The 23576-nt window shown below is 39.2% G+C and carries 22 protein-coding genes; 2 read left to right on the plus strand and 20 right to left on the minus strand.

Going from position 1 to position 23576, the window contains the following annotated elements:
• Positions 1-162: 162 nt before the first annotated feature.
• From NIZ91_15835 to NIZ91_15845, 3 genes are all read right to left on the minus strand, one after another.
• A complete protein-coding gene (locus NIZ91_15835; GenBank protein ID USY54207.1) occupies positions 163-1194 on the minus strand; it encodes a PTS sugar transporter subunit IIC in 1032 nt (343 codons plus the stop codon).
• Positions 1195-1427: 233 nt separating this feature from the next.
• Complete coding sequence (locus NIZ91_15840) at positions 1428-3092, minus strand: DAK2 domain-containing protein (protein USY54208.1); 1665 nt, start codon at positions 3090-3092, stop codon at positions 1428-1430.
• A gap of 16 nt (positions 3093-3108) precedes the next feature.
• The gene (locus NIZ91_15845; GenBank protein USY54209.1) at positions 3109-3471 is read right to left on the minus strand and encodes an Asp23/Gls24 family envelope stress response protein; all 363 of its coding nucleotides are present in this window, start codon (positions 3469-3471) and stop codon (positions 3109-3111) included.
• Between the two features lie 251 nt (positions 3472-3722).
• Here NIZ91_15845 and rpmB point away from each other — a divergent pair, with 251 nt between their 5' ends.
• Complete coding sequence (gene rpmB / locus NIZ91_15850; GenBank protein USY54210.1) at positions 3723-3911, plus strand: 50S ribosomal protein L28; 189 nt, start codon at positions 3723-3725, stop codon at positions 3909-3911.
• 55 nt (positions 3912-3966) lie between these two features.
• On the opposite strand, the gene spoVM is transcribed toward rpmB, so the two are convergent.
• The 17 genes from spoVM to NIZ91_15935 all read right to left on the minus strand — a co-directional run bounded on the left by spoVM (position 3967) and on the right by NIZ91_15935 (position 21711).
• Complete coding sequence (gene spoVM / locus NIZ91_15855) at positions 3967-4047, minus strand: stage V sporulation protein SpoVM (GenBank protein USY57192.1); 81 nt, start codon at positions 4045-4047, stop codon at positions 3967-3969.
• A gap of 85 nt (positions 4048-4132) precedes the next feature.
• Positions 4133-4786 carry a thiamine diphosphokinase gene (locus NIZ91_15860; GenBank protein USY57193.1) on the minus strand — a complete coding sequence of 218 codons (654 nt, stop codon included), beginning with the start codon at positions 4784-4786 and terminating at the stop codon, positions 4133-4135.
• Between the two features lie 88 nt (positions 4787-4874).
• On the minus strand, positions 4875-5525 hold the full coding sequence (gene rpe, locus NIZ91_15865; protein ID USY54211.1) for a ribulose-phosphate 3-epimerase: 651 nt from the start codon (positions 5523-5525) through the stop codon (positions 4875-4877).
• A 2-nt stretch (positions 5526-5527) separates the two neighbouring features.
• Entirely contained in the window at positions 5528-6409 is an 882-nt protein-coding gene (gene rsgA, locus NIZ91_15870; GenBank protein ID USY54212.1) for a ribosome small subunit-dependent GTPase A, read from the minus strand.
• Between the two features lie 13 nt (positions 6410-6422).
• Positions 6423-8384 (minus strand): Stk1 family PASTA domain-containing Ser/Thr kinase, encoded by a 1962-nt coding sequence (gene pknB, locus NIZ91_15875; protein ID USY54213.1) that lies wholly within the window; start codon positions 8382-8384, stop codon positions 6423-6425.
• A gap of 5 nt (positions 8385-8389) precedes the next feature.
• Positions 8390-9133, minus strand: coding sequence for a Stp1/IreP family PP2C-type Ser/Thr phosphatase (locus tag NIZ91_15880; GenBank protein USY54214.1), 744 nt, complete (start codon positions 9131-9133; stop codon positions 8390-8392).
• Positions 9134-9137: 4 nt separating this feature from the next.
• Positions 9138-10232 carry a 23S rRNA (adenine(2503)-C(2))-methyltransferase RlmN gene (gene rlmN / locus NIZ91_15885; GenBank protein ID USY54215.1) on the minus strand — a complete coding sequence of 365 codons (1095 nt, stop codon included), beginning with the start codon at positions 10230-10232 and terminating at the stop codon, positions 9138-9140.
• A 2-nt stretch (positions 10233-10234) separates the two neighbouring features.
• Positions 10235-11575, minus strand: a complete 1341-nt coding sequence (gene rsmB / locus NIZ91_15890; protein ID USY54216.1) for a 16S rRNA (cytosine(967)-C(5))-methyltransferase RsmB — start codon at positions 11573-11575, stop codon at positions 10235-10237.
• The gene (fmt, locus tag NIZ91_15895; GenBank protein USY54217.1) at positions 11568-12506 is read right to left on the minus strand and encodes a methionyl-tRNA formyltransferase; all 939 of its coding nucleotides are present in this window, start codon (positions 12504-12506) and stop codon (positions 11568-11570) included. The genes rsmB and fmt overlap by 8 nt, the downstream gene beginning before the upstream one ends.
• Before the next feature lie 9 nt (positions 12507-12515).
• Positions 12516-12989, minus strand: coding sequence for a peptide deformylase (def, locus tag NIZ91_15900; protein ID USY54218.1), 474 nt, complete (start codon positions 12987-12989; stop codon positions 12516-12518).
• A 69-nt stretch (positions 12990-13058) separates the two neighbouring features.
• Positions 13059-15473 carry a primosomal protein N' gene (gene priA, locus NIZ91_15905; protein ID USY54219.1) on the minus strand — a complete coding sequence of 805 codons (2415 nt, stop codon included), beginning with the start codon at positions 15471-15473 and terminating at the stop codon, positions 13059-13061.
• Positions 15470-16687, minus strand: a complete 1218-nt coding sequence (gene coaBC, locus NIZ91_15910; protein ID USY54220.1) for a bifunctional phosphopantothenoylcysteine decarboxylase/phosphopantothenate--cysteine ligase CoaBC — start codon at positions 16685-16687, stop codon at positions 15470-15472. The genes priA and coaBC overlap by 4 nt, the downstream gene beginning before the upstream one ends.
• Positions 16688-16837: 150 nt before the next feature.
• Positions 16838-17059, minus strand: coding sequence for a DNA-directed RNA polymerase subunit omega (rpoZ, locus tag NIZ91_15915; protein ID USY54221.1), 222 nt, complete (start codon positions 17057-17059; stop codon positions 16838-16840).
• Complete coding sequence (gene gmk / locus NIZ91_15920) at positions 17060-17674, minus strand: guanylate kinase (protein USY54222.1); 615 nt, start codon at positions 17672-17674, stop codon at positions 17060-17062.
• A gap of 13 nt (positions 17675-17687) precedes the next feature.
• Complete coding sequence (locus NIZ91_15925) at positions 17688-17948, minus strand: DUF370 domain-containing protein (protein ID USY54223.1); 261 nt, start codon at positions 17946-17948, stop codon at positions 17688-17690.
• A 56-nt stretch (positions 17949-18004) separates the two neighbouring features.
• Entirely contained in the window at positions 18005-18880 is an 876-nt protein-coding gene (locus NIZ91_15930; protein ID USY54224.1) for a YicC family protein, read from the minus strand.
• A 152-nt stretch (positions 18881-19032) separates the two neighbouring features.
• Positions 19033-21711 carry a calcium-translocating P-type ATPase, SERCA-type gene (locus NIZ91_15935; GenBank protein ID USY54225.1) on the minus strand — a complete coding sequence of 893 codons (2679 nt, stop codon included), beginning with the start codon at positions 21709-21711 and terminating at the stop codon, positions 19033-19035.
• A gap of 142 nt (positions 21712-21853) precedes the next feature.
• Here NIZ91_15935 and NIZ91_15940 point away from each other — a divergent pair, with 142 nt between their 5' ends.
• A complete protein-coding gene (locus NIZ91_15940; protein ID USY54226.1) occupies positions 21854-23563 on the plus strand; it encodes an NFACT family protein in 1710 nt (569 codons plus the stop codon).
• Positions 23564-23576 lie beyond the last annotated feature (13 nt).

Raw genomic sequence — 23576 nt, forward strand, 5'->3', positions numbered from 1 at the left:
TTTGATGTTATCGCTATCATCTTATATGTTACTTGAGGTTTTCTATTTTTGGAACCCTAGAAATCCGTTATAATAAAGTTTTAAAATTCGAAATAATAAGCTAACATTTTTCTCTTTAGTTCATAATAAAAAAGCTGACTCTTTATTGAGTCAGCTTTTTTATTATGCCGCTTCTTTTGTTTCTTGTTCAAGCTCTGCAACTGTTTTGATGTTAAAGTTTTTAAACACAATCGAACCAATGTATCCAATAACCGCTCCACCAATTGCACATAGCCCTGCGCAGATTGTTACTTTTATTGGATCATTAAAGCCATACATTACCGCTAGACCTGCAATTGGAGTAGCTGTTCCTGTTGCATCGTTTACTAATCCAAATAAAGAAACAATAACACCAGCTACTGCTCCACCAACAAAATTCGTTGCGTAAATTGGAATAGGATTAGCCGATATTATATTAGCTTGCGTTAACGGCTCCACAGCTACCGAAATTGTGGTACGGCGATCTCCAAATTTTAAACGATCAAACAATACATAGTTCATAAATGACGAGCCGAAAACCGCTAGTGCTCCAATGGCCATTGGAAGACCCGTTAAACCAAGCATGGCTGTTAGAGCCATTGAGCTTAGAGGAGCTGTAGCTACAACCGTAATAACGCCACCTAGTATAATCCCCATTAGAATTGGGTTAGCATTTGCTGTTTCCCTAATAATGGAACCAATGTTTAGTAGTGTCGCATCCACTACGGGAGATATGCCTGTTGCAATTAAGCGCGTTAACGGCGCAATAATTAAAATTGCTCCTAATAAATCTAGACCCGCAGGTGCTTTTTTCTCTACTGCTTTCATAACAAAAGCCATGATATAACCTGCAAAGAAGCCTGGTAACAAACCTAAACCTGAACAGACAACTCCCATCATTAATGCATAAACAGGAGATACCCCTAGGGCTAATGCTACTAACGCAGCGGCAGCAACGCCACCCATACCACCAGCCGCTTCCCCTACTTCACCTAAAAATTTGATGTTTAATAAATCGCCACCGACATACAGTTGAAATGCTTCAACGAGAAACGCCGCAACGGCACCGCCTGCTAAAGCTCCCATAGCTTTCATCCCATACGGTGCTTTGTTACTGAAAAGCCAAAATAAAAATAAGACCAATAAAAGCAGTGCCGTACCTTTCAAAATCTCCATTGTAAATTCCCCCTATGCTGCATTCATCTTTACTTAAGTATTTACTTTAAAGTAACGCACGATGTACGTCACTTTAAAAATTATCACAATATAGTGAGCTTTTCAACCGAAATAACCTTTTACACGAACAAAAACAAACAAAAAGAATAAAACGTTCGTATTCTGTAAATTCTGACACTTTATATCCAATAAAAAAATGCAGGTTAGCTAAAAAAAACTAACCTGCATTTTTATTATTCGATCGCAAAAATATACGAGTATAATGGTTGCCCACCTTTATGAACTTCCACTTCAACATCTTCAAATTGACTTTCGGCAAATGATACTAACTCATCCATTTCTTCATCAGCAACATCTTCGCCTTGCAAGATTGTAATGATTTCTGAGTCTTCATCAACCATATGCTGCAGTAACTTTTTAGCAACTTCAAGCTTTTCTGTATCCTTTACAACAATTTGCTTTTCAGCAATTCCCATAAAGTCACCTTTTGCAAGCTCTAGGCCATCAATATTTGTATCACGTACAGCATACGTGATTTGACCCGTTTTCACATGACTAAGTGCTTCCGTCATCGCTTCTTCATTCGTATTTAAATCGGATTGAGGATTAAACGATAGAAGCGCTGTCATTCCTTGTGGAACGGTTTTAGAAGGAACAACAGCAACGTGGTCTCCTACTACAGACGCAGCTTGGTTTGCAGCCATCACAATATTCCCATTATTAGGAAGAATGATGACTTTTTCAGCATGTGTTTCTTCAATTGCTTTGACAATATCTTCTGTACTTGGATTCATCGTTTGGCCACCTTCAATTACAACAGTGGCTCCAATACTTTTAAACAGCTCTGCAATACCGCTTCCCATTGAAACTGTCACAATACCGTATGGTTTCTTCTCAGCCTTTACAGGAGCAGGAGCTTCTTTCGAAACAATTTCGCTATGCTGTTCACGCATGTTTTCAATTTTCATTTTTATTAAGCTACCATAGCGCTGACCATAGTTTAATACTTCACCCGGATGCTCAGCATGGATATGCACCTTTACGACTTCATCATCAGACACAACTAATAAAGAATCGCCCCATTTACTCAGGTCCTGACGAAATGTTTCTTCTGAGAATGCATGCTTTTCCATTTTGTCTGCTTCTAAACGAACCATAAATTCTGTGCAATATCCAAATTCGATATCTTCAGTGTTCATATGACTTTGAGCGTGCTTATGGTGTTCAGCGTTTACAAGCTCATTCATTGACGGGATTGCCAAAGGTACGCCGGGAAGCTTTTCACCTTTTAACTCGGCTAGAAACCCTTCATAGATTAACACTAGACCTTGTCCACCGCTATCTACAACGCCTACTTCTTTTAAAACAGGAAGCAATTCTGGAGTGCGATCAAGAGATGCTTTTGATGCTTTTAGCACTTCTTCCATAAACGGAATCATTTCTGGCTGCTTTTCAGCTACTTCAACGGCCTTTTTAGCCGTATCTTTTGCAACCGTTAAGATTGTACCTTCAATAGGCTTCATAACAGCCTTGTAGGCTGTTTCAACACCCACCTCAAGCGCATGTGCAAAATCTACAGTTGTGATAAACTCTTTTTGTTCAATCGCTTTGCCAAAACCTCTGAAAAGCTGTGATAAGATAACACCTGAGTTACCACGTGCCCCCATTAATAGTCCTTTTGATAAAGCTTGTCCTACTTGACCAATATGATTTGATACATTTCTTTTTACTTCTTTAGCACCTGATGTGATTGACAGGTTCATGTTGGTACCTGTATCTCCATCTGGAACTGGAAAAACGTTTAGTGCATCTACATAGTCAGCATTATTTGACAGATGCTGTGCTCCTTGAAGCACCATTTCTGCAAAACGTTTTCCGTTCAATGTTGTCATTGACACGAATCTTCCTCCTTAATTACACGTTCGTTACACGAACACCCTGCACGTAAATATTTACTGAGTCAACCGTTAGACCAACTGTTTGTTCTAGCGTATATTTCACTTTAGTCTGTACGTTATGAGCAATTTCTGAGATTTTCGTTCCATAACTAACAATGATATACATATCAATATGTACTTCATCATTTTCTTGCCTTACGATAATACCGCGTGTAAAGTTTTCTTTACGAAGAATGTCAGTAAGACCATCTTTGATTTGATTCTTAGAAGCCATGCCGATAATTCCATAGCAGTCAATAGCTGCCCCTCCAGCAATCGTTGCAATTACGTCTGTGGAGATATCAATTTGACCGTACTTAGTTTTCATTTCGATGGACATACTTTTTCCCCTTTCTATACATAGGCTAATAAATATTTTACTATAATCAATCTCTTTTTAAAAGAACATTCCCTAATTACCCAAATTTAACTCTCTTTATTATTGAACATACATTCAATTTATATGTCAAGGAAAATTTCTTGAAAGCTTTTGTTGAGAAGTATTGCATTATAAAGAATGCTGTGATAAATTAATATAGTATTTCTCAAGAAGCAGAATTGAGTAGTTTTTTTGTGTTAGGAGGGAAAACTATGGCACGCAAATGTGTAATCACTGGCAGAAAAGCTCGTTCAGGTAATGCACGTTCTCACGCTATGAACGCTACAAAGCGTAAATGGGGTGCTAACGTTCAAAAAGTACGTATCCTTGTGGACGGTAAACCAAAACGTGTATACGTATCAGCTAGAGCCCTTAAATCAGGTAAAGTTGAACGCGTTTAATTTTCGATAACGAAAAAGCACCATGTATATGGTGCTTCTTTTATTATCTCGCCTTTTAATCTTTTTTAAATGAATTTAACATGACCTTTACAATACCGCCTAAAAACTTTGGAAGTTTAATCGTATAAAATTTCATACTACTCCTCCTCACCATTTCCACCATTCATCTACTTTTAATGGCCTACTTTCACCCATTCTTCCATCAACATTATTAAAGTGTTTCATAAGCAATCTGCATCATTGCTTCTTATCATCATTAATATGCCTGTAGTAAATGAAAAAGTACCTCTTTGTGTAAGAAGTTCGTTACTTATACATAAAGTAGAGCCAAGTTCTACATAGTGGTTTGTTAAGGGATACTTAAAGCCTGTTAGCGTAAGGTTTTCCACACCTCCAGCATAGGGAATAAACGAGACGTATTTTGCATGAATTCTTTCTTCAATCTCATGCGTTCCAGGCGAAAACAATTGGATGCTGTTTTGCTTGTCAACTAGCTCTACTTTTACGTTTTCTTGCAGGCTTTTATACAGAAGTTGAACAGCTCCGAACATATGATCAATCCTGCCGCCTGTGGCTCCGAAGATCCGAACGTATGCAGGCTTTTTCGATACAGCCCACTCAACTGCAAGTTCTAAATCCGTTGCGTCTTTTTCAGACGGATAAATATGTAAATCTCCAAGCCTATCCTGAATAACCTTCAGCTGCTCCGCGTTGATAGAGTCAAAGTCTCCAAACGCTTCATCAGGAATAATTCCCTGTTCAAGCAGAGTGAACACACCGCGATCTACACCTATCCACTTATCGCATGCCTTCCACTTGTGAAGTTCCGGCACATAGTTATCTGGACCACCTGCCAAAATATGAATAATCATAATAAGCCACCCTTTCTCTTTACGAACTATTTAAAAAAGTTGCCAAGGAAAAACAGATTTCACTTTTCCTTTGACAACTTTTATCTACTAATTATATAGTTGAGCGAATTCGATCAATTGCAGCTGCGCGGTCTTCTTGATCATAAATCGCTGAGCCAGCTACTAAAACGTTTGCCCCAGCTTCTACGCATTTTTTTGCTGTTTCTTCGTTTACTCCACCATCTACTTCTACTTCTATAGATAGCTGACGAATCTCAATAAGCTGAGATATTTGTTCAATTTTTGGTAGTACGCTATTAATAAACTTTTGGCCTCCAAAACCTGGATTAACCGTCATTAATAAAATTAAGTCGATGTCTTCCAAAACATGTTTTACAACATCGATTGGCGTAGCTGGATTTAACGCAATTCCAACTTTCATTCCATGTTCTTTAATTAATTGAATCGTACGGTGTAAATGTGTACATGCTTCCGCATGCACAGTTAAAATATCAGCACCTGCTTTTGCAAACATTGGAATGTACGCATCAGGGTTATCAATCATTAAGTGTACATCTAGCGGAAGAGATGTAATTGGACGAATTGCTTCTACAATTAAAGGACCAATTGTAATGTTAGGAACAAAATGGCCATCCATTACATCTACATGAATATAATCAGCTCCACCAGCTTCTACTTCACGAATTTCTTCTCCTAATTTAGAAAAATTAGCTGATAAGATGGAAGGTGCAATTTTTGTCATGTTTAATACCTCGGCTTTCTTTGCTTGATTTCTTCAATAAACTGCAAATAATGCTCATAACGGTACGCTGGAATTGATTGATTCTCTACCGCTTTCTTAACTGCACACTTTGGTTCTTTCACGTGCAGACATCCTCTAAACTTACAGTCTTCACTTAAGCGAGACATTTCTGGAAAGCAGTGAGAAAGTTCTTCTACCTCTAAAGTTAGAAACTCCAAGGAGCTAAAGCCCGGTGTATCTGCTACAAGTCCGTCACCAAATGATATAAGCTCCACATGTCTGGTTGTATGCTTTCCTCGTCCTAATGATGTTGAGATATCATTTGTCTTCAGCTCTAGTTCAGGCTTTAAAACGTTTAGCAACGAAGATTTACCAACTCCTGATTGTCCTGCAATAACCGTTATTTGATTTTCAAACAGCGGCTTAATTTCTGCAATCCCGTTTTCCGTTACGGTTGATGTTAAAATTACCTCATATCCTATTTTACGATAATCTTCGGCATATTGCTCAATTAATTGCTTTTGTTTCTCTGACAACAAGTCAACTTTTGAAATACAAATAACCGGTTGAATATCATTAGACTCTACCAAAGCTAAAAAGCGATCCAAAAGCACCGTACTAAAATCAGGCTCGATAGCTGAAAATACTAACAACGCTTGATCAACGTTTGAGATTGGGGGTCGAACTAACTCATTTTTACGTTCTTTAATTTCAAGTATATACCCTTCAAGCTCATTATCAGCTTGAAACACTACTTCATCGCCTACTAAAGGAGTGACTTTTTTCTTTCGAAATACTCCTCTTCCGCGACACTGGGTTACTTGTCCATCATGAAGAACATAATAAAATCCACTTAAGGATTTAATAATTCTTCCTTCTGGCATAACCTCACTCCTATCATTCTTCTGGATATTCTACAGCTTTTTCTTCAATTACTTGACCATCTCGAACTACTTTGTATTTAGCTTGCTCGCCTTTTTTCACTAATACATCGAATGATTCAGTAACCGTTTCTGTGATAGTTAATTCTTTAATAGGTACAGACATTGTATTATCTGCATCTTCTACGTAAATTTCTACTTTTTGCTCAGCCTTTTCTCCTGTGCTACTCTTGTCCTCATATGGAATCGTCACCTGTACATTGACGGTTTGAGGGGGTACTTCTTCCTTTCCTAAGGAAACTTTAAACGTTAGTTTATCACCTTTTTTAATAACAGAACCCGCTTTGGGTGTTTGAGAAATAACCAAACCTTTTTCAACAGTATCAGAATATTCACTTTCTACTGCAATTTCAAATTCTTCTTCTGCTACATAATCTCGAAGGCTTTTTTCCGTCCATCCTGAAAAATCCTTAACTTTAATTTCTGGAGGGCCTTTGCTTATCCATAACGTTACGGCCGTGCTTTCTGGAACAACTTCTTCGCCTTCTTTTGGACTTTGATCTAGTATTGTTCCTTTAGGCTCCTCACTATCAATTTCAATTGTTCGTACTTCACGATATTTCTGACTTTCAAGCAGCTTTTGAACTTCACTTACATCTCGTCCATTAAAGCGGTCAAATGCTACTTTTGCTTTTCCAGTACTTCGATAGATAATAACACCTGTACCTTCTTTTACAACATTTCCCGCTTTAGGCGATGTTTTAACAACATCTCCTTCTTCTACTTCATCATCAGATATATCTTTTGGATCTTTGACATTAAACCCTAACGATACAAGTTCAGTAACGGCTGACTCATAGTCCTCATTATGTAAATCAGGAACCGTAACATCTTTAGGCAATAGTAAAGAAGGGATAAAAGTCACCGCAGCGACACTCGCTGCCGCTAACAATAAAAAAATAAGCGCGAGCGTTAAAATAACTTTACTTTTCTTTCTAGGCTTTTTCTTGGATTCTACTTCACTTTTATTTGTATTTGAAGGTTTACGAACAGGCGTTTTTTCCAATTCATGACCATATAGCTCATCTTTTATAATTGGAATAGCTTTTGTTACTTCATCATCATCTGGTACAATGAACTTTTGTTCATTATGTCGAGTAGGATGAATCGCAGAACGTAAATCTTCTTCAAATTCTTCTACCGTACTATAGCGATAAAACGGATCTTTTGTTGTTGCTTTTAATACAACGTTTTCTACGCTTTGTGGGATGGAAGGATTCCATTTTCTTGGTGATGGTGTTTCCGTTTGCAAGTGCTTTAATGCAATCGAAACAGCAGACTCTCCCGAGAATGGCACTCGACCAGTTAATAATTCAAACAAAACGACGCCTAATGAATAAATATCAGACTTTTTATTCGCTAGACCTCCTCTCGCTTGTTCTGGAGAGAGATAATGAACAGACCCTAACACAGAGTTTGTATGTGTAATAGTTGTTGAACTTAAAGCCACAGCAATTCCAAAGTCTGTCACTTTTGCCGTATCATCATGATCAATTAAAATATTTTGTGGTTTAATATCTCGATGAATAATTCCATATTGATGAGCATGAGCAATTGCGGATGTGATTTGAGTCATAATATGTATCGCTTTCTCTAAAGATAGCGGTGACTCTTGTAAAATATATTGCTTTAAGGTCATTCCAGGAACATATTCCATTACAATGTAATAGATGTCCTCTTCTTCTCCAACATCATAAATACTCACAATATTTGGATGAGCAATACTTGTTGCAGATTGTGCCTCACGGTGGAAACGCTTAATAAAAGCATCGTCATTAGCAAAATCTAATCGCAGAACTTTGATTGCCACGTCGCGATCTAAAATCATATCACGTGCTAAATAAACGTTGGCCATGCCACCTCCACCAATGACATGTAGAATTTTATAACGGTCGTTTAGCCGTCTCCCGATTAGCAACGTTCTCACCCACTTTCAGATGTAAAGTCCACAATTGCTAGTGTAATGTTATCTTCTCCACCTAATTCATTAGCCAATGTAATTAAGCGTGCACCTGTTTCGTTTAGAGACGTTCCAGGTTGTAAAATGTCTTGGAGCTTCTCTTCGCTTATTTTATTGGAAAGCCCATCTGAACACAATAATAATAAATCTGTTGATTCGATTTCAACAGTTTTTACATCAAGATCTACTTTTTCTTCCGTACCTAATGCACGTAACAAAATATTTTTACGAGGATGATGTTCCGCATCTTCTCGTGAAATTTGACCGTTTTTAACCAACTCATTGACAAGGGAATGGTCTTCTGTAATTTGCCTAAAACCATCTTCACTGAATAAATAGCCACGGCTATCTCCAATATTACCAATTGTACAAAATTCAGATGTGCAAATAGCTAGTACAATGGTTGTCCCCATTCCTTTACATTCCTCATGTTCGCTTGCATGTTGATGTATAGCTTCATTTACATTCATTACTTGTTCACGTATCCAAGTAGTAGCATCGTTCGGTTCATTTATAGCTGGACTGCTCGTCCAGACATCTTGCAATTTTTGAACCGCCATCGCGCTGGCTACATCCCCAGCACGATGACCTCCCATACCATCTGCTACAATTGCAAGCACTTGGCCATGAGCGTTCAAAAATACCCCTCCGTTATCTTCATTGTGTTGACGTATTCTCCCTCGGTCTGTCATAAAGACAGTTTCCATACAATCACCTCGTCTCTTCTTTACGCTCCTTCGCACGCAATTGACCACAAGCTGCATCAATATCATGTCCCTGTTCACGTCGAATTGTTACGTTAACACCATGTTTTTTCAACGTATTTTCAAATTCAAAAATTTGTTCTCTCGGTGTGCGAACGTAGTCACGCTCTGGAACATAGTTTACAGGGATTAAATTCACGTGACATTTAATGTTTTTAATAAGCGCTGCTAACTCCTCAGCATGTTCCACCTGGTCATTTACTCCACCAAACAAACCATATTCAAAGCTGATACGACGACCTGTTTTGTCGGTATAGTATTTAATTGCTTCCATTAAGTCAGGTAGTTTGTAAGCACGGTTAATTGGCATTAACTTTGAACGAATGTCGTTGTTTGGTGCATGTAAGGAAATGGCAAAATTAATCTGCATTTGCTCATCAGCAAATTTATAGATTTTAGGGATAATTCCACTTGTTGATACCGTAATGTGACGAGCACCAATATTAAGGCCATTATCGTGATTAATGATTTTTAAGAAGCCCATCATTTGGTCGTAGTTATCAAACGGTTCACCAATACCCATAATTACGACATGACTTACGCGTTCTCCTTGTTCATCAAGCGCTTTTTGTACTTTCACTACTTGAGCAACAATTTCACCAGCTTCTAAGTTGCGCTTTAATCCGCCAAGAGTAGACGCGCAGAACGTACAACCAATGCGACAGCCAACTTGTGTTGTTACACAAATTGAATTTCCATACTCGTGTCGCATAAGTACTGTTTCAATTGTATAGCCATCGTGAAGTTCAAATAAAAATTTCATTGTTCCATCTGAAGAAGTTTGTTGAACAGCGGTTTTTAACGTAGTTAAAACAAAGGCCTCATTTAACTTATCACGGAGTCCTTTTGACAAATTCGACATATCGTCAAATTCAGTCACGCGCTTTACATATAGCCAGTCAAAAATTTGTTTCCCACGAAATTTTTTCTCTCCCTGAGATACTAACCATGCCTCTAACTCATGTAATTGTAATGAATAAATTGACGGCTTTTTATTTTCTACTTTTTTATCTTTGGCTCTTTTACTAATAGTTCCTTCCATTTTTACACCTTCTTTTGTAAACAGGCAATGTAAAACCCATCACTTTCTTCACTTGGAAGAAGTTGGATTTGACCGTGTTTAACGTTTTGTTTAATCTTTTCTGGCATACGTTCTGCCAAGGTAGAGTCTACCATAAATTCTGGGTGATTATCGAGAAATGCATCCACTACATCTTCATTCTCATCCCGATCAATCGTACATGTACTGTATACAAGTGTCCCACCTTTTTTTAATAGTGGAGCAACAGCTGATAAAATATCAAGCTGGATTTTTGACAATTGCTGAACGTCACGCTCGGTCTTAACATACTTTAAATCTGGTTTTCTTCGCATAACACCGAACCCTGAGCACGGAGCGTCGACTAAAATACGATCAAACGTTTCTTCTTCAAAGCGCTCTGCTACCTTACGACTATCTTGCACTGTTGGTGAAATATTCATAAGTTGCAAGCGTTCTGCCTGCTCAGAAATCAACTTGACTTTGTGATCATGAATATCTAAAGAAATGACTTGTCCCGTGTTGTTAAGCTTTTCACCGATATGAGTTGATTTCCCACCTGGTGCCGCACAGCTATCTAAAATCGTTTCTCCTTGCTCAGCACCAAGAGCATGAGCAACAAGCATTGAACTTTCGTCCTGTACAGTAAACATCCCATTTCTAAACGCATCTGTATATGCTGCATTTCCTCTTTGAACTTCTAGAGCTTCCTTAACAAGTCCACCACTTTCTACAGAAATACCTTCTTGTTCAAGCTGTGCAATCACTTCAGAAATAGTGAAACGCGCTGTGTTTACACGAAGCGTTTGCTTAGGGGACATTAGATTAGCTAAACAAATTTCACGCGTTTTGTCCAATCCATATTGTTCCACCCATCGCTTCACCAACCATAAAGGATGACTTGTTTCTATCGCTAAGCGCTCAATAGGATCTTTAATCTCTTCTACGCTTGGAACGCCATTTCGTTGTACATTACGCAAAACACCATTCACCATTGAAGCAATTCCTTTATGACCACGCTGCTTAGCAATTTCCACTGCTTCATGAATAACTGCGCGATCAGGAACACGGTCTAAGTACAACATTTGATAAAGAGACAAGCGAAGCAGTACTCTAACCCAAGGCTGTAGCTTTTTTGCTTTTGCTAAAAACGGAGCCAAGCCATAGTCTAGCGTATCTCTTCTTTGAATTGTACCATATACAATTTCTGTTAAGAGGCCGGCATCTTTCCCTTGAACACCGTACTTTTGAATACTTTTGTTTAACAACAAGTTACTGAAAGCTTGATTCTTTTCAATCGAAAGTAAAATATCAAGCGCAATATCACGAACGTTATATTTACTCATTATGAGCTCCTAACACAGCCCCTACTTCAATACCATTTCCGCGTAAAAACTGTGCGGCTTCCATTCTCTTTTTTCCAGATGGTTGAAGCTCTGTAATTTTAATTCCTGTACGGTTTCCTGTCGCCACGATAAACCCATCTTTTTCAAGCGATACTACCTTACCTGGCTCTCCTTCTGCCGCAACCTTTTCTCCCCACCAAACTTTCATCACTTGACCATTTAGCGTCGTATACGCCACTGGCCAAGGGTGAAGACCACGGATGTGATTATAAATTTCCTCACCGCTTCGCGTCCAATCAATTTTTTCTTGTTCGCGCTTTATGTTAAATGCAAATGTAGCTTCATCTTCGTTCTGCTTTATTGGTGTTAAATCACCTAATACGAGAGATGGAATAGTTTCAGATAATAATTTAGCTCCCGCTTCGCTTAGTTTATCGTGCAACGTTCCAACATGGTCTTTTTCTTCAATAGGCACTTCGACTTTCGTCAAGATATCACCGGCATCTAGCTTTTCAACCATATACATAATCGTTACGCCAGTTTTTGGCTTACCTTGTAAAATAGAATAATGAATTGGTGCTCCTCCTCTAAGCTCAGGAAGCAATGATGCATGAACATTAATACAGCCATATTTCGGCGCTTCTAGGATTGGTGTTGGTAAAATTTGTCCAAATGCTGCCGTTACAATTAATTCAGGGTTATACGCTAATACCTCACTATACGCTTCTTCTAAACGAATCTTTTCTGGCTGTAGCACTGGGATGCCGTGCTTTTGTGCTTCTACTTTTACTGGTGGTGGAGTCATAACTCTTTTTCTTCCTTTTGGACGATCAGGCTGCGTTACAACGGCCACTACTTCATATCCATCCTTAATTAAAGTCTGCAATACCGGTACAGAAAAATCCGGTGTTCCCATAAACACAACTTTCATTTTAAATTCCTACCCTTCTAGTTCTCCATCTTCATAGTAACGCGATACTTTCTCAGTAAAAAGCACCCCATGTAAGTGGTCAATTTCATGCTGAATGGCACGCGCTAAAAAACCCTTTGCTTCCATTACAAATACTTTCCCACGGCGATTGTGTGCTCGTACTTTCACATAGTCAGCACGAGTTACGTCACCAAAAAGGCCCGGAAAACTTAAGCAGCCTTCAGGACCAGTTTGTTGACCACGTTTTTCAAGAATGACTGGATTAACCAATTCAATTTTGCCGTGTCGATCTCCTATATCAACCACTGCTACTTGCTGTAATACACCAACCTGTGGAGCAGCAAGTCCTACTCCATCTGCTTCAAGCATTAAATCATACATGCCATTCATTAACTTAGCTAATTTATTATCAAACACTGTGACAGGTTCACACTTTGTCTCTAATACTTCATTGGGGTGGTAAACTAGCTTTAATTTAGCCAAGCTACTCCCTCCTTCAACTCTTTCTATTTATATCCAAAACAGCAGTCATTTAACGTTTTCGTTGTCGATTTACATCATTGAATACGGGTGTAAATCAATCGTAATCGTTAGTTGTTCCTGCTGCATTTGATCTTGGTACTGGTTTACTATATATTTTAACGCTGGTATCATATTCGGTTCCAGCTTGTATTTTATCATGCATTGATATCGATATCTATCTTTTATCTTAGCAATCGGAGAGGTAACAGGCCCTAAAATAACGGCTTGCGGAGTGAGCTTTTGCCTTAAATACTGCGATATTTTCCCAGTTACAGACACCACTTTTGCCACGTTTTCATGTGAGACAGTTACCAACGCCAAATAAAAGAACGGCGGATAGCGATGAGCTTGTCTAAGCTTCATTTCTTCAAGATAAAAAGTATCATAGTCGTGCTGACTTGCTAATTGAATGCTGTAATGCTCAGGAGCATAGGTTTGAATTACAACTTCACCAGGCAGGTGGTGGCGTCCTGCTCTTCCGCTTACTTGTGTAAGGAGCTGAAACGTTTTTTCAGCCGCTCGAAAGTCCGGAAGGTTTAACATTGTATCTGCTGATAAAACTCCAACAAGCGTTACGTTTGGAAAATCTAAGCCTTTAGCAATCATTTGCGTACCTAATAAAATCTGCGCTTCTCCATCTCCAAACTTTGTTAGTAGTTTTTCGTGAGCTCCTTTGCGGCTTGTTGTATCAACATCCATTCGAATGACAGACGCTGCAGGCAACACTTTTCCCAGCTCTTCTTCCACCTTTTGCGTTCCTGATCCAAAAAAGCGAATATGGTCGCTTTCGCACTCTGGACAAGCCGTTTGAGTTGGCTCTTCATACCCACAGTAATGACATTTCATTCGGTTTTGGTAGCGGTGATATGTCAATGAAATTTCACAGTGAGGACACGAAGGAACATAACCGCAGTCACGGCACATAACAAAAGATGAGTGTCCTCTCTTATTTAAGAACAATACAATTTGTTCTCCTCTTTCAAGGCGCTCATGTATTTTTTCAAGAAGAAGCGTAGAGAACATTGACCGATTTCCGTCTCGGAGCTCTTCACGCATATCCACAATATCTACTTTTGGAAGAGCTGATTTATTCATCCGTTCACGCAGTGTTAAAAGTTTATAAACGCCTTTTTGAGCACGTGCAAATGACTCTAGCGTTGGGGTTGCACTCCCTAAAATCGCTGGACAGTTGTGAAACTCTGCACGTTTAATTGCCACATCGCGCGCATGATACCGAGGATTTTCTTCTTGCTTATAGCTTGTTTCATGCTCTTCATCAATGATGATGATGCCCACATGTTGAAACGGAGCAAATATAGCTGATCTTGCTCCTACAACCACGGATACCTCTTTACGCTGAATTTTACGCCACTCATCGTATTTCTCACCGGCTGACAAACCACTATGCATCACGGCCACCTTCGAACCAAATCGTTCTTTAAACCTTTTGACCATTTGAGGCGTTAGTGATATTTCGGGAACAAGCATAATCGCTTCTTTCCCCTGTTTCAATACTTGGTCAATTGACTGCAAATACACTTCCGTTTTACCGCTTCCCGTTACACCATACATGAGAAAAACATCGTGTTCATCGTTCTCAATGTCACGTAGAATTGGTTTGATAGCAGCAGATTGTTCATCTGTTAACGGAAAAGGTTTTGATGGAACAAAATCGCGATTGGCATAAGGATCTCGATAAATCTCCATATCAACCTCGTAAAGCAAACCTTTTGACACTAATCCTTTAATAGGTGCTCCCGTTACGTTAAGTGCGGTCATAATGTCCTTTTGTGCTACCGCCTCTTCTTGCACCAACATAAATTCAAGGACTTGTTTTTGCTTTTCAGCTTGTTTAGGCAGCTCTTTCATAACCTGTTTCACACGTTCAGAAGGCTGAGCTAAGCGAAGAGCTTTCACAGTTTTTTTATTCCCTTTACTCTTGACTAGATATACAACTTCTAAGAGACCTTTTTGGATATCACGATAAAAACTATTTACAGCCTCTGATTTCTCAATATCGCTCCACATCACTTCAGACGTATGTTGAAAGTATGGCTGCACCTTTGAGTGAAGCTGTGAACTTTCTACTCCTGATTGAAGCATTATTTTTTTATCATATTTTGCTTTCATCGCAGCGGGTAACATTACTTGAAAAGCCGATATTTTAAAGCAAAGTGTTTTTTCAGTGAGCCAATGGCCTAACTCTAATAGTTCAGGCGTTAACACTGGTGTTAAATCAAGCAGCTCAGCGATTGGCTTCGTTCGCTTTACATCTGTTTCTACTTTAACGTCTACAACAAATCCCTGCACCTTGCGTGGGCCAAACGGAACGATTACTCGCATTCCTGGGACAAGAACCTCTCTCCACTGTTGAGGAATTGAGTAATCGAATACTCTGTCCGTTTGCTTTGCCGCTACATCAACAATTACGCTAGCAAAGTTCATTGTCGAACACTCGCTAGCAACTGCTTCACTTCTTCTAATAAAGCTTTGGCAACGGATGATTTAGACATGAGCGGAAGCTGCTTTTGCTCACCGTTTCGCTTATAAAATGTCACAATGTTCGTATCTGTTCCAAAGCCTGCGCCTTCACTTGTTACGTTATTAGCGACAATCATATCTAGATTTTTGCTCTCGAGCTTCTTTTGAGCATATAGGTCTACTTGTTCTGTTTCTGCTGCAAATCCAACAAGCACCTGATTATAATCTTTGTAATCTCCGAGCGTTTTCAAAATATCAGTAGTTCGCTCCAATTCTAGCACTGCCTCTCCAGGCTGCTTCTTCATCTTTTGTTGATGAACATTCTTTGGACGATAGTCAGCAACCGCCGCGGATTTAATGACAACATCCATATTTGTATAATGCTTCATCACCGCTTCAAACATCTGCTGTGCGCTCTCAACTTGCACTGTTTTAACATTAGCAGGAGGCGTAAGCTGCGTTGGACCAGATACTAACGTTACATTGGCTCCTTGCTTCGCTGCTTCTTCTGCTATAGCATAGCCCATTTTACCAGTAGAACGATTAGTAAAGAAACGCACAGGATCCACTCGCTCAACCGTTGGGCCTGCGGTAACCAAAACATTCGTACCTTTTAGCGCTTGAGGTGCCTTTTGGTCATGAAAGTAAGACTGTAGAAGGCTAACAATTGTTTCAGGTTCTTCTAACCTACCTTTTCCAACATAACCACATGCTAAATAACCCTCTCCAGGCTCAACAAACTGATAGCCAAATGAAGCTAATGTTTGCATGTTCTTTTTCACAGCTGGGTGATCATACATATGAACATTCATTGCTGGAGCAATCCAAACTGGAGCTGTGGCAGCAAGAAGAGTAGTTGAAATCATATCATCGGCAATTCCATTTGCTAATTTCCCTATCATATTAGCAGTGGCAGGTGCGACGAGAATTAAATCTGGCCAATCTGCTAAATCAATATGTGCAATAACAGCCGGATCTTTTTCATCAAATGTATCTGTGTATACAGGATTTCTTGAAAGTGCTTGAAATGTTAGCGGCGTAACAAACTCACGAGCAGAATCTGTCATGATGACTTTTACTTCAGCTCCTGCTTGCACTAACTTACTAGTTAGTGCTGATGCTTTATAAACAGCAATTCCACCACTAACACATAATAAAATTCGTTTTCCTTTCAACATCTTTACCCATACTCCCATCTTTTTATCTACTGAACAACCTTTACAATGTCCATATTATAACATGTTCAAGAATAGAAGTTGATTTTGATAAACCCTCTTTCTAACAGAAAAAAATAACAACCTACTGCGAATAGGTTGTTATTTTAACAATTATCTTTCTTCATTCTCGTCTTTTGAAGGTACGTGCGTATACGTAAGCTGTTCTGAATTAATTTCTTCTAATGCACAACCTACTAATTTATGAGATACAGGTCTTTCGATTGGTGTATCATTATGCATTTGAAGTTGACGTGCGCGCTTTGCAGCTACTGTTACTAGTGTATATTTAGAATCTAAACGTTGCATTAATGAGTCAATTGACGGATAAAGCATTTATTCTACCTCCAACATTCTTTTATAGCGTGCTGATACACGGTCGCGGCGGCAATGTTCTGCCGTCACAATTGCTTGGATACGTGCACATGCATTTTCTACTTTGTCATTCTCTACTACATAATCGTATGCATGCATAAGCTCAATCTCTTCTTTCGCTACGCGCATACGGTTGTTAATTAAATCTTCTGTTTCTGTACCGCGGTTTACAATACGACTCTTCAACTCTGATAAGCTTGGCGGTGCCAGAAAGATAAACAATCCTTCTGGAAATGCTTCTTTTACTTGAAGGGCACCTTGAACCTCAATTTCTAAAAAGACATCTTTCCCTGAAGCTAACGTTTCTTCAACGTAGTCAATAGGTGTACCGTAGTAATTACCTACGTACTCTGCCCATTCTAGAAGCTTTTTATTTTCAATCATGTGCTCAAATTCTTCGCGTTCTTTAAAGAAATAATCCACACCATCAACTTCGCCTTCACGTGGACGACGTGTTGTTGCTGAAATAGAGTACTGAAGTTTAATATCATCTTGTTCAAATAATGCTTTTCTTACCGTTCCTTTTCCAACACCAGATGGTCCTGAAAGAACGATTAATAAACCTCTTTCAATCATTGGTTTATACGCCCTACCCTTCTACTAATTCTTCTTTATTCACAAGCCTTTGTGCTACAGTTTCCGGTTGAACAGGAGCTAAAATAATATGATTACTGTCCATTACAATCACAGCTCGGGTTTTTCTTCCCTGCGTGGCATCAATTAAACTTCCGCGATCTTTTGCTTCCTGCACAATTCGTTTAATTGGCGCTGATTCCGGCTGAACGACAGAAATGATGCGATTAGAAGAAATAAAATTTCCAAACCCAACATTAACTAATTTACCGCTCATACAAAGCCCCCTACTGTATCCATATTGTGTCCGTCTATTCCGAAGGCTACTAGTAACTATTCAATATTTTGAACTTGTTCTTTCAAACGCTCTAGCTGCGTTTTCATATCGATGACACATTGAGCAATCTTACCACTGTTTGCTTTCGCTCCAATTGTATTCATTTCTCGATTTAACTCTTGTACAAGAAAGTCAAGCTTCCTTCCGATAACATCAGTTGTATCGATGGTTTGAAAGAACTGAGTAAGATGACTGTTAATACGCGTTAATTCTTCGTTAACATCCGCTTTTTCAGCAAAAATAGCCACTTCTGCTAGCACTCGCTGTTCATCGATTGTACCTTCAAGATAGTCAGTTAACCTTTTTCTCAAGCGATCTTCATATTGCTCACTAACAGTTGGTGCAAGCAATTCTACTTCTTCCCGAAGCTGCTGGATGTTTGTAAGGTGCTGAACTAAATCTTGATATAATTCTTGCCCCTCTTTTTCACGCATCGTTAGCAGCTGACACACTGCTTGTTCAACCGCTGTAAATACCAGCTGGTGAATTGATGTTTGGTCTACTTCTTCTTCAGAAGTCGTCATTACGTCAGGCATGTGTAGAATATCTTGAATTTCGACAGACTTGGAAAGCTCATGACGCTCGCTAATTTCTTGGAAAGCTTTCATATACTCACTTAACAGCTCCCAATCCGTTTGCAACGTCTTTTTAGCCAAACCTTCACCTGAAATTGTAACAAATACTTCTACTCTACCACGTTTTATGTATGTTTGAATGATTTTTTTTATTTTATCTTCAATTTCCATTAATTGCCTTGGCATTCGCACAGTAATTTCACAAAAGCGATGATTTACCGATTTCATTTCTACCGTTACCGCTTGAGCGTCATTATCTGCTCGTCCTCGGCCAAAACCTGTCATACTTCTTATCATTATCATCACATCCACTATGTACATCTTACAAAAAAAAAGGAATAAAAGAAAGTGTTACTCAAAAAAAGAGTAACAGCAATGTACTTCACTCTTTAAAAACTGGTGAAAGCAAACCGTATGCTTCCACCAGTGCTTTATTACTATATCATTAATTATGCTTTTTTTCTTGTTAAAAGTGAACCCGCTAGCAAAAATGTTGGAACACTCGCTAAACCTAAAATAATTAACCATTCCCTTGGCGCAATAGCCATGGTATGGAAGATTGGCTGTAAAGGTGGGTAATAAATAACAACTAGCATTAGCAAAATTGATGAAATAACCGCACCAACTAAGTAAAGGTTCTCAAAAGGGTTCCGATCGAAAATGGATTTTTCACTTCGACAGTCAAATACGTGAATCAGTTGAGCCATAACAAGCGTGGCAAATGCTATCGTTTGAGCGTACTGTAAGTTATCAGGGTTATTATCATAGACAATAATAAACGCTGCAAGGGTCGCAATTCCAATTAAAAACCCTCTGCTCACTACCTTCCAACCTAATCCCCGTGCAAACACTCCTTCTTTTGGATGCCTTGGTCTGCGCTTCATTACATCATCTTCAGGTTGATCTAACCCCAATGCCATCGCAGGAAGGCCATCCGTCACTAAGTTGACCCATAGGATTTGGATAGGTACTAACGGCAGTGGCAAAGCTAGAATCATAGCAAACAGCATGACAAGTATTTCTCCTACATTAGAAGCTAGTAAGTATCGGATAAACTTTCGAATATTTTCATAAATGTTTCGGCCTTCTTTAATTGCTGATTTAATCGTTGCAAAGTTATCATCTAAAAGCACCAGTGCTGAAGCTTCTTTTGCAACGTCCGTTCCTGTAATCCCCATCGCTATACCAATATCTGCAGCTTTAATTGCAGGCGCATCGTTTACACCGTCACCCGTCATAGCTACCACGTGATCTTTTGCTTGTAGCGCCTTAACAATCTTTAGTTTATGCTCCGGCGATACCCGTGCATAAACATATACGTCATCTACCACATCTTCAAGTTCAGATTGAGACATCGAATTTAGCGTATAGCCCTCCAGCACTCGTCCTCCCTTTGGTAAGATCCCTAGCTGTTTGGCAATTGCTTCAGCGGTTATCACATGATCTCCTGTAATCATAACCGTTTTAATTCCAGCATCTCGGCATTCTTTTACAGCCTGCTTTACTTCAGGGCGTGGAGGATCAATCATCCCTTGAAGTCCTAAGAATACAAGCTCTTTTTCAGCTTCCTGTTCAGTAGTAATCGTTTCGTACGATTCAAGTGGACGATAAGCAACGGCAATTGTTCGAAGAGCTTTACTTGCTAGAGAATGGATAGCATTTTGCACCTCGTCACGACCGCTAACTGATAGGGACTGATGACGGTTTTCCCATACAATCGACTTACTGTTTGTTAGCAGTACATCCGGTGCACCTTTCGTTACCACATACCGCTTGTTATCTTTACCTTCAATCACAACACTCATCATTTTACGAGTAGAGTCAAAAGGGAACTCTTCAATTACTTTAAAGTCTCCTTTTACATTTTGACGGGTAAAGTTTGCTTTCATTGCGGCTACGACTAAAGCGGCTTCTGTAGGATCACCATCAACTACATAATCTTTGTCTTTTTTCGTAACCGTTGTTTGGTTACATAATAAACCGAATAGCAACAGCTGCTGCAATGGTTTTTCTCGACTAACGTTCACATCTTTCCCCTCAACAGAAAAAGTTCCACTTGGGTCATAGCCTGTTCCAGACAAGTTCCACGTTTTCCCACCTGACCATAAGTGAGTAACCGTCATTTTATTTTGAGTAAGTGTTCCTGTTTTATCTGAGCAAATAACAGATGCACAGCCCAGTGTTTCAACAGCTGGAAGCTTCCGAACAATAGATTTTTGTTTGATCATCCGCTGAACACCTAATGATAAAGCAACGGTTACGATAGCCGGCAATCCTTCTGGAATTGCGGCAACCGCTAGTGATACGCCCGCTAAAAACATCGTGTATAAATCATGCCCTTGTAAGACACCAATTCCAACTACAAGAATCGTTAATAAAAGCGCAACAATAATGAGAATTTTCCCAAGCTGTTCAAGCTTCCTCTGCAGGGGTGTGATAACGGCTTCTGCATTTTGCAACAAGTCAGCAATTTGCCCCATCGCCGTCTTCATGCCTGTCCCTACTACAACTCCAACACCGCTCCCACGCGTTACAAGAGTTCCCATAAACGCCATGTTCTCTTGATCTCCAAGTGGAATTTCATTTCCTTCTAATACCCGTGTATACTTTGGAACAGGGACAGATTCACCTGTAAGCGCTGATTCTTCAATTTCTAAACTTTTGGCATCAATAAGACGAATATCAGCACCAATCCGATCACCGCTTCCGAACTTTACAATGTCTCCCACTACAAGTTCTCTTGAAAGGGTCTTTGACCATTTACCGTCTCGTAAAGCAAGTACCTGCGGCGCCGACAATTCCTTCAATGCATTCAGTGACTTTTCAGCACGACGTTCTTGGAAAAAACCAAGGAACCCATTAATCACGACAATTGCAATAATGGCAATTGCATCAATATACTCTCCTAATAAACCTGATATTAGCGTGGCTGCTAATAAAACCAAAACCATAAAATCCTTAAACTGTTCCAAGAATACGAGCAGTGCAGACTGCTTTTCACCTTCAGCAAGCTCATTAAAACCTTCTTGCTTCTGCCTCAATGCGATTTCTTTTGCGGTTAACCCATTTTCTTTATTTGTTTTTGTCACTTCTAATGTCGCTCGCTCACTCAGCTCATACCATTTCATCGCATTCCTTCACACCCTTTTGTTTGTAAATAAGTCACATAGATTGTTACAATCTTATATCGTATGCTTATTCAGACTCGTCCTAAAAAATGCTATACTTTTACGAAGGACTATTTTTGAAACATTAAAGGATGTGAACAACATGTCATTTGACGGAATCTTTACATACGGAATCTTACAAGAACTAGATAACGCATTAACATCCGGTCGAATTGCAAAAGTCTATCAACCATTTCCAAATGAACTAATTTTACAAGTTCGCGCTAAAGGGGAAAATCGAAAGTTATTTATTTCAACTCACCCCAATTATGCACGCGTTCACTTTACAAAAGAAACATACGAAAATCCAGCTGAACCGCCAATGTTTTGCATGCTTCTTCGTAAACATTTAGAAGGAAATATTATTGAGCGAATTTATCAGTTAGGGCTTGATCGTATTCTTATCATTGAAACAAAAGGGCGCAACGAAATTGGCGATGTAACATCTAAGCAACTTATTATTGAAATTATGGGACGTCACAGTAACGTCATGCTTGTGGATAAAGAAACAAATGTCATTATCGATAGCATTAAGCACATCCCAATGGCCATGAATCGTCATCGCACACTACTGCCTGGTGCAACTTATGTACTTCCACCAAATCAGGAAAAGCTTGATCCATTTGAAGCAGATGAAGAGATGATTTTAAGAAGCTTAGACTTCAACAGCGGAAAGATTGGCAATCAACTTGTTCAAGCTTTTGCTGGGCTTTCACCTCTGCTTGCAAATGAAATCGTTTATCGCGCTGGTCTAGCTAACCAAACTACGTTACCCAAAGCGTTTATTAATACAATGAATGCTATTAAAGAGGGCGACATGCAGCCAACTCTCACTTCGGTACAAGGAAAAGATTACTTCCACCTTTTATCTCTTAGTCACTTACAAGGTGAAGAAAAGACGTTCCAAACTATTAGTGAACTTTTAGACCGCTTCTATTATGGAAAAGCAGAGCGCGATCGTGTTAAGCAACAAGCTCATGATTTACTTCAGTTCATGACAACTGAAAAAAAGAAAAATGAAAAGAAAATTAATAAGTTGCAGAGGACGCTACAGCAAGCTGAAAAAGCTGGTGAATACCAACTTGCAGGAGAGCTGCTAACGTCCCATTTACACCTTGTTAAAAAAGGGGATAAGACCGTTGACGTTATAAACTACTATGACGAAAACAGTGGGACACTAACAATCGAGCTTGATCCTCAAAAAACGCCTGCTCAAAATGCACAGAGCTACTTTACTAAATATCAAAAAGCAAAAAATTCAGTAGCGATTGTTCATGAGCAAATTGAAAAAGCTCAACAAGAAATTGTCTACTTTGAATCTTTACTACAGCAAATGGAGACGGCTTCTCACAAAGATATCGCTGAAATTCGAGAGGAGCTTGTGGAAGAAGGCTACCTACGCAATCGCCAACAAAAGAAAAGTAAAAAGCAAAAGAATTCAACTCCAACGCTTGAGCAATATAAAGCCAGTGACGGTACCATCATTTTAGTCGGCAAGAACAACAAACAAAACGAATATTTAACAAATAAGCTTGCAGCGAGAGATCATATTTGGTTCCATACAAAAGATATACCTGGATCTCACGTCGTTATTCGTAACGCTGAGCCAACAGAAGAAACCATTCTTGAAGCCGCTCATCTTGCTGCTTACTTTAGCAAGGCGAAAAATTCTAGCTCCGTACCAGTTGACTTTACAAAGATTCGCCATGTCAAAAAGCCAAGTGGTGCTAAACCTGGATTTGTTACTTACGATAATCAGCAAACAGTTTACGTAACGCCTAGTGAAGAACTTGTATTAAAATTAAGAGATTAATGCCAGCATAAAA

Origin of the sequence: Bacillus sp. 1780r2a1, from assembly GCA_024134725.1 — a bacterium.
Lineage (GTDB): Bacteria > Bacillota > Bacilli > Bacillales > Bacillaceae_H > Priestia > Priestia aryabhattai_A.

Bases quoted from the DNA above. Each gene is read 5' to 3' on its own strand.
- NIZ91_15845 (USY54209.1), bottom strand. From the start codon at position 3,471: ATGTCCATCGAAATGAAAACTAAGTACGGTCAAATTGATATCTCCACA.
- gmk (USY54222.1), bottom strand. From the start codon at position 17,674: ATGATTGAAAGAGGTTTATTAATCGTTCTTTCAGGACCATCTGGTGTT.
- fmt (USY54217.1), bottom strand. From the start codon at position 12,506: ATGAAAGTTGTGTTTATGGGAACACCGGATTTTTCTGTACCGGTATTG.
- NIZ91_15835 (USY54207.1), bottom strand. From the start codon at position 1,194: ATGGAGATTTTGAAAGGTACGGCACTGCTTTTATTGGTCTTATTTTTA.
- NIZ91_15880 (USY54214.1), bottom strand. From the start codon at position 9,133: ATGGAAACTGTCTTTATGACAGACCGAGGGAGAATACGTCAACACAAT.
- rsgA (USY54212.1), bottom strand. From the start codon at position 6,409: ATGCCAGAAGGAAGAATTATTAAATCCTTAAGTGGATTTTATTATGTT.
- NIZ91_15930 (USY54224.1), bottom strand. From the start codon at position 18,880: ATGATAAGAAGTATGACAGGTTTTGGCCGAGGACGAGCAGATAATGAC.
- NIZ91_15925 (USY54223.1), bottom strand. From the start codon at position 17,948: ATGAGCGGTAAATTAGTTAATGTTGGGTTTGGAAATTTTATTTCTTCT.
- rpe (USY54211.1), bottom strand. From the start codon at position 5,525: ATGACAAAAATTGCACCTTCCATCTTATCAGCTAATTTTTCTAAATTA.
- rpmB (USY54210.1), top strand. From the start codon at position 3,723: ATGGCACGCAAATGTGTAATCACTGGCAGAAAAGCTCGTTCAGGTAAT.
- rsmB (USY54216.1), bottom strand. From the start codon at position 11,575: ATGAGTAAATATAACGTTCGTGATATTGCGCTTGATATTTTACTTTCG.
- priA (USY54219.1), bottom strand. From the start codon at position 15,473: ATGAACTTTGCTAGCGTAATTGTTGATGTAGCGGCAAAGCAAACGGAC.
- rpoZ (USY54221.1), bottom strand. From the start codon at position 17,059: ATGCTTTATCCGTCAATTGACTCATTAATGCAACGTTTAGATTCTAAA.
- spoVM (USY57192.1), bottom strand. From the start codon at position 4,047: ATGAAATTTTATACGATTAAACTTCCAAAGTTTTTAGGCGGTATTGTA.
- coaBC (USY54220.1), bottom strand. From the start codon at position 16,687: ATGTTGAAAGGAAAACGAATTTTATTATGTGTTAGTGGTGGAATTGCT.
- NIZ91_15940 (USY54226.1), top strand. From the start codon at position 21,854: ATGTCATTTGACGGAATCTTTACATACGGAATCTTACAAGAACTAGAT.
- rlmN (USY54215.1), bottom strand. From the start codon at position 10,232: ATGGAAGGAACTATTAGTAAAAGAGCCAAAGATAAAAAAGTAGAAAAT.
- NIZ91_15935 (USY54225.1), bottom strand. From the start codon at position 21,711: ATGAAATGGTATGAGCTGAGTGAGCGAGCGACATTAGAAGTGACAAAA.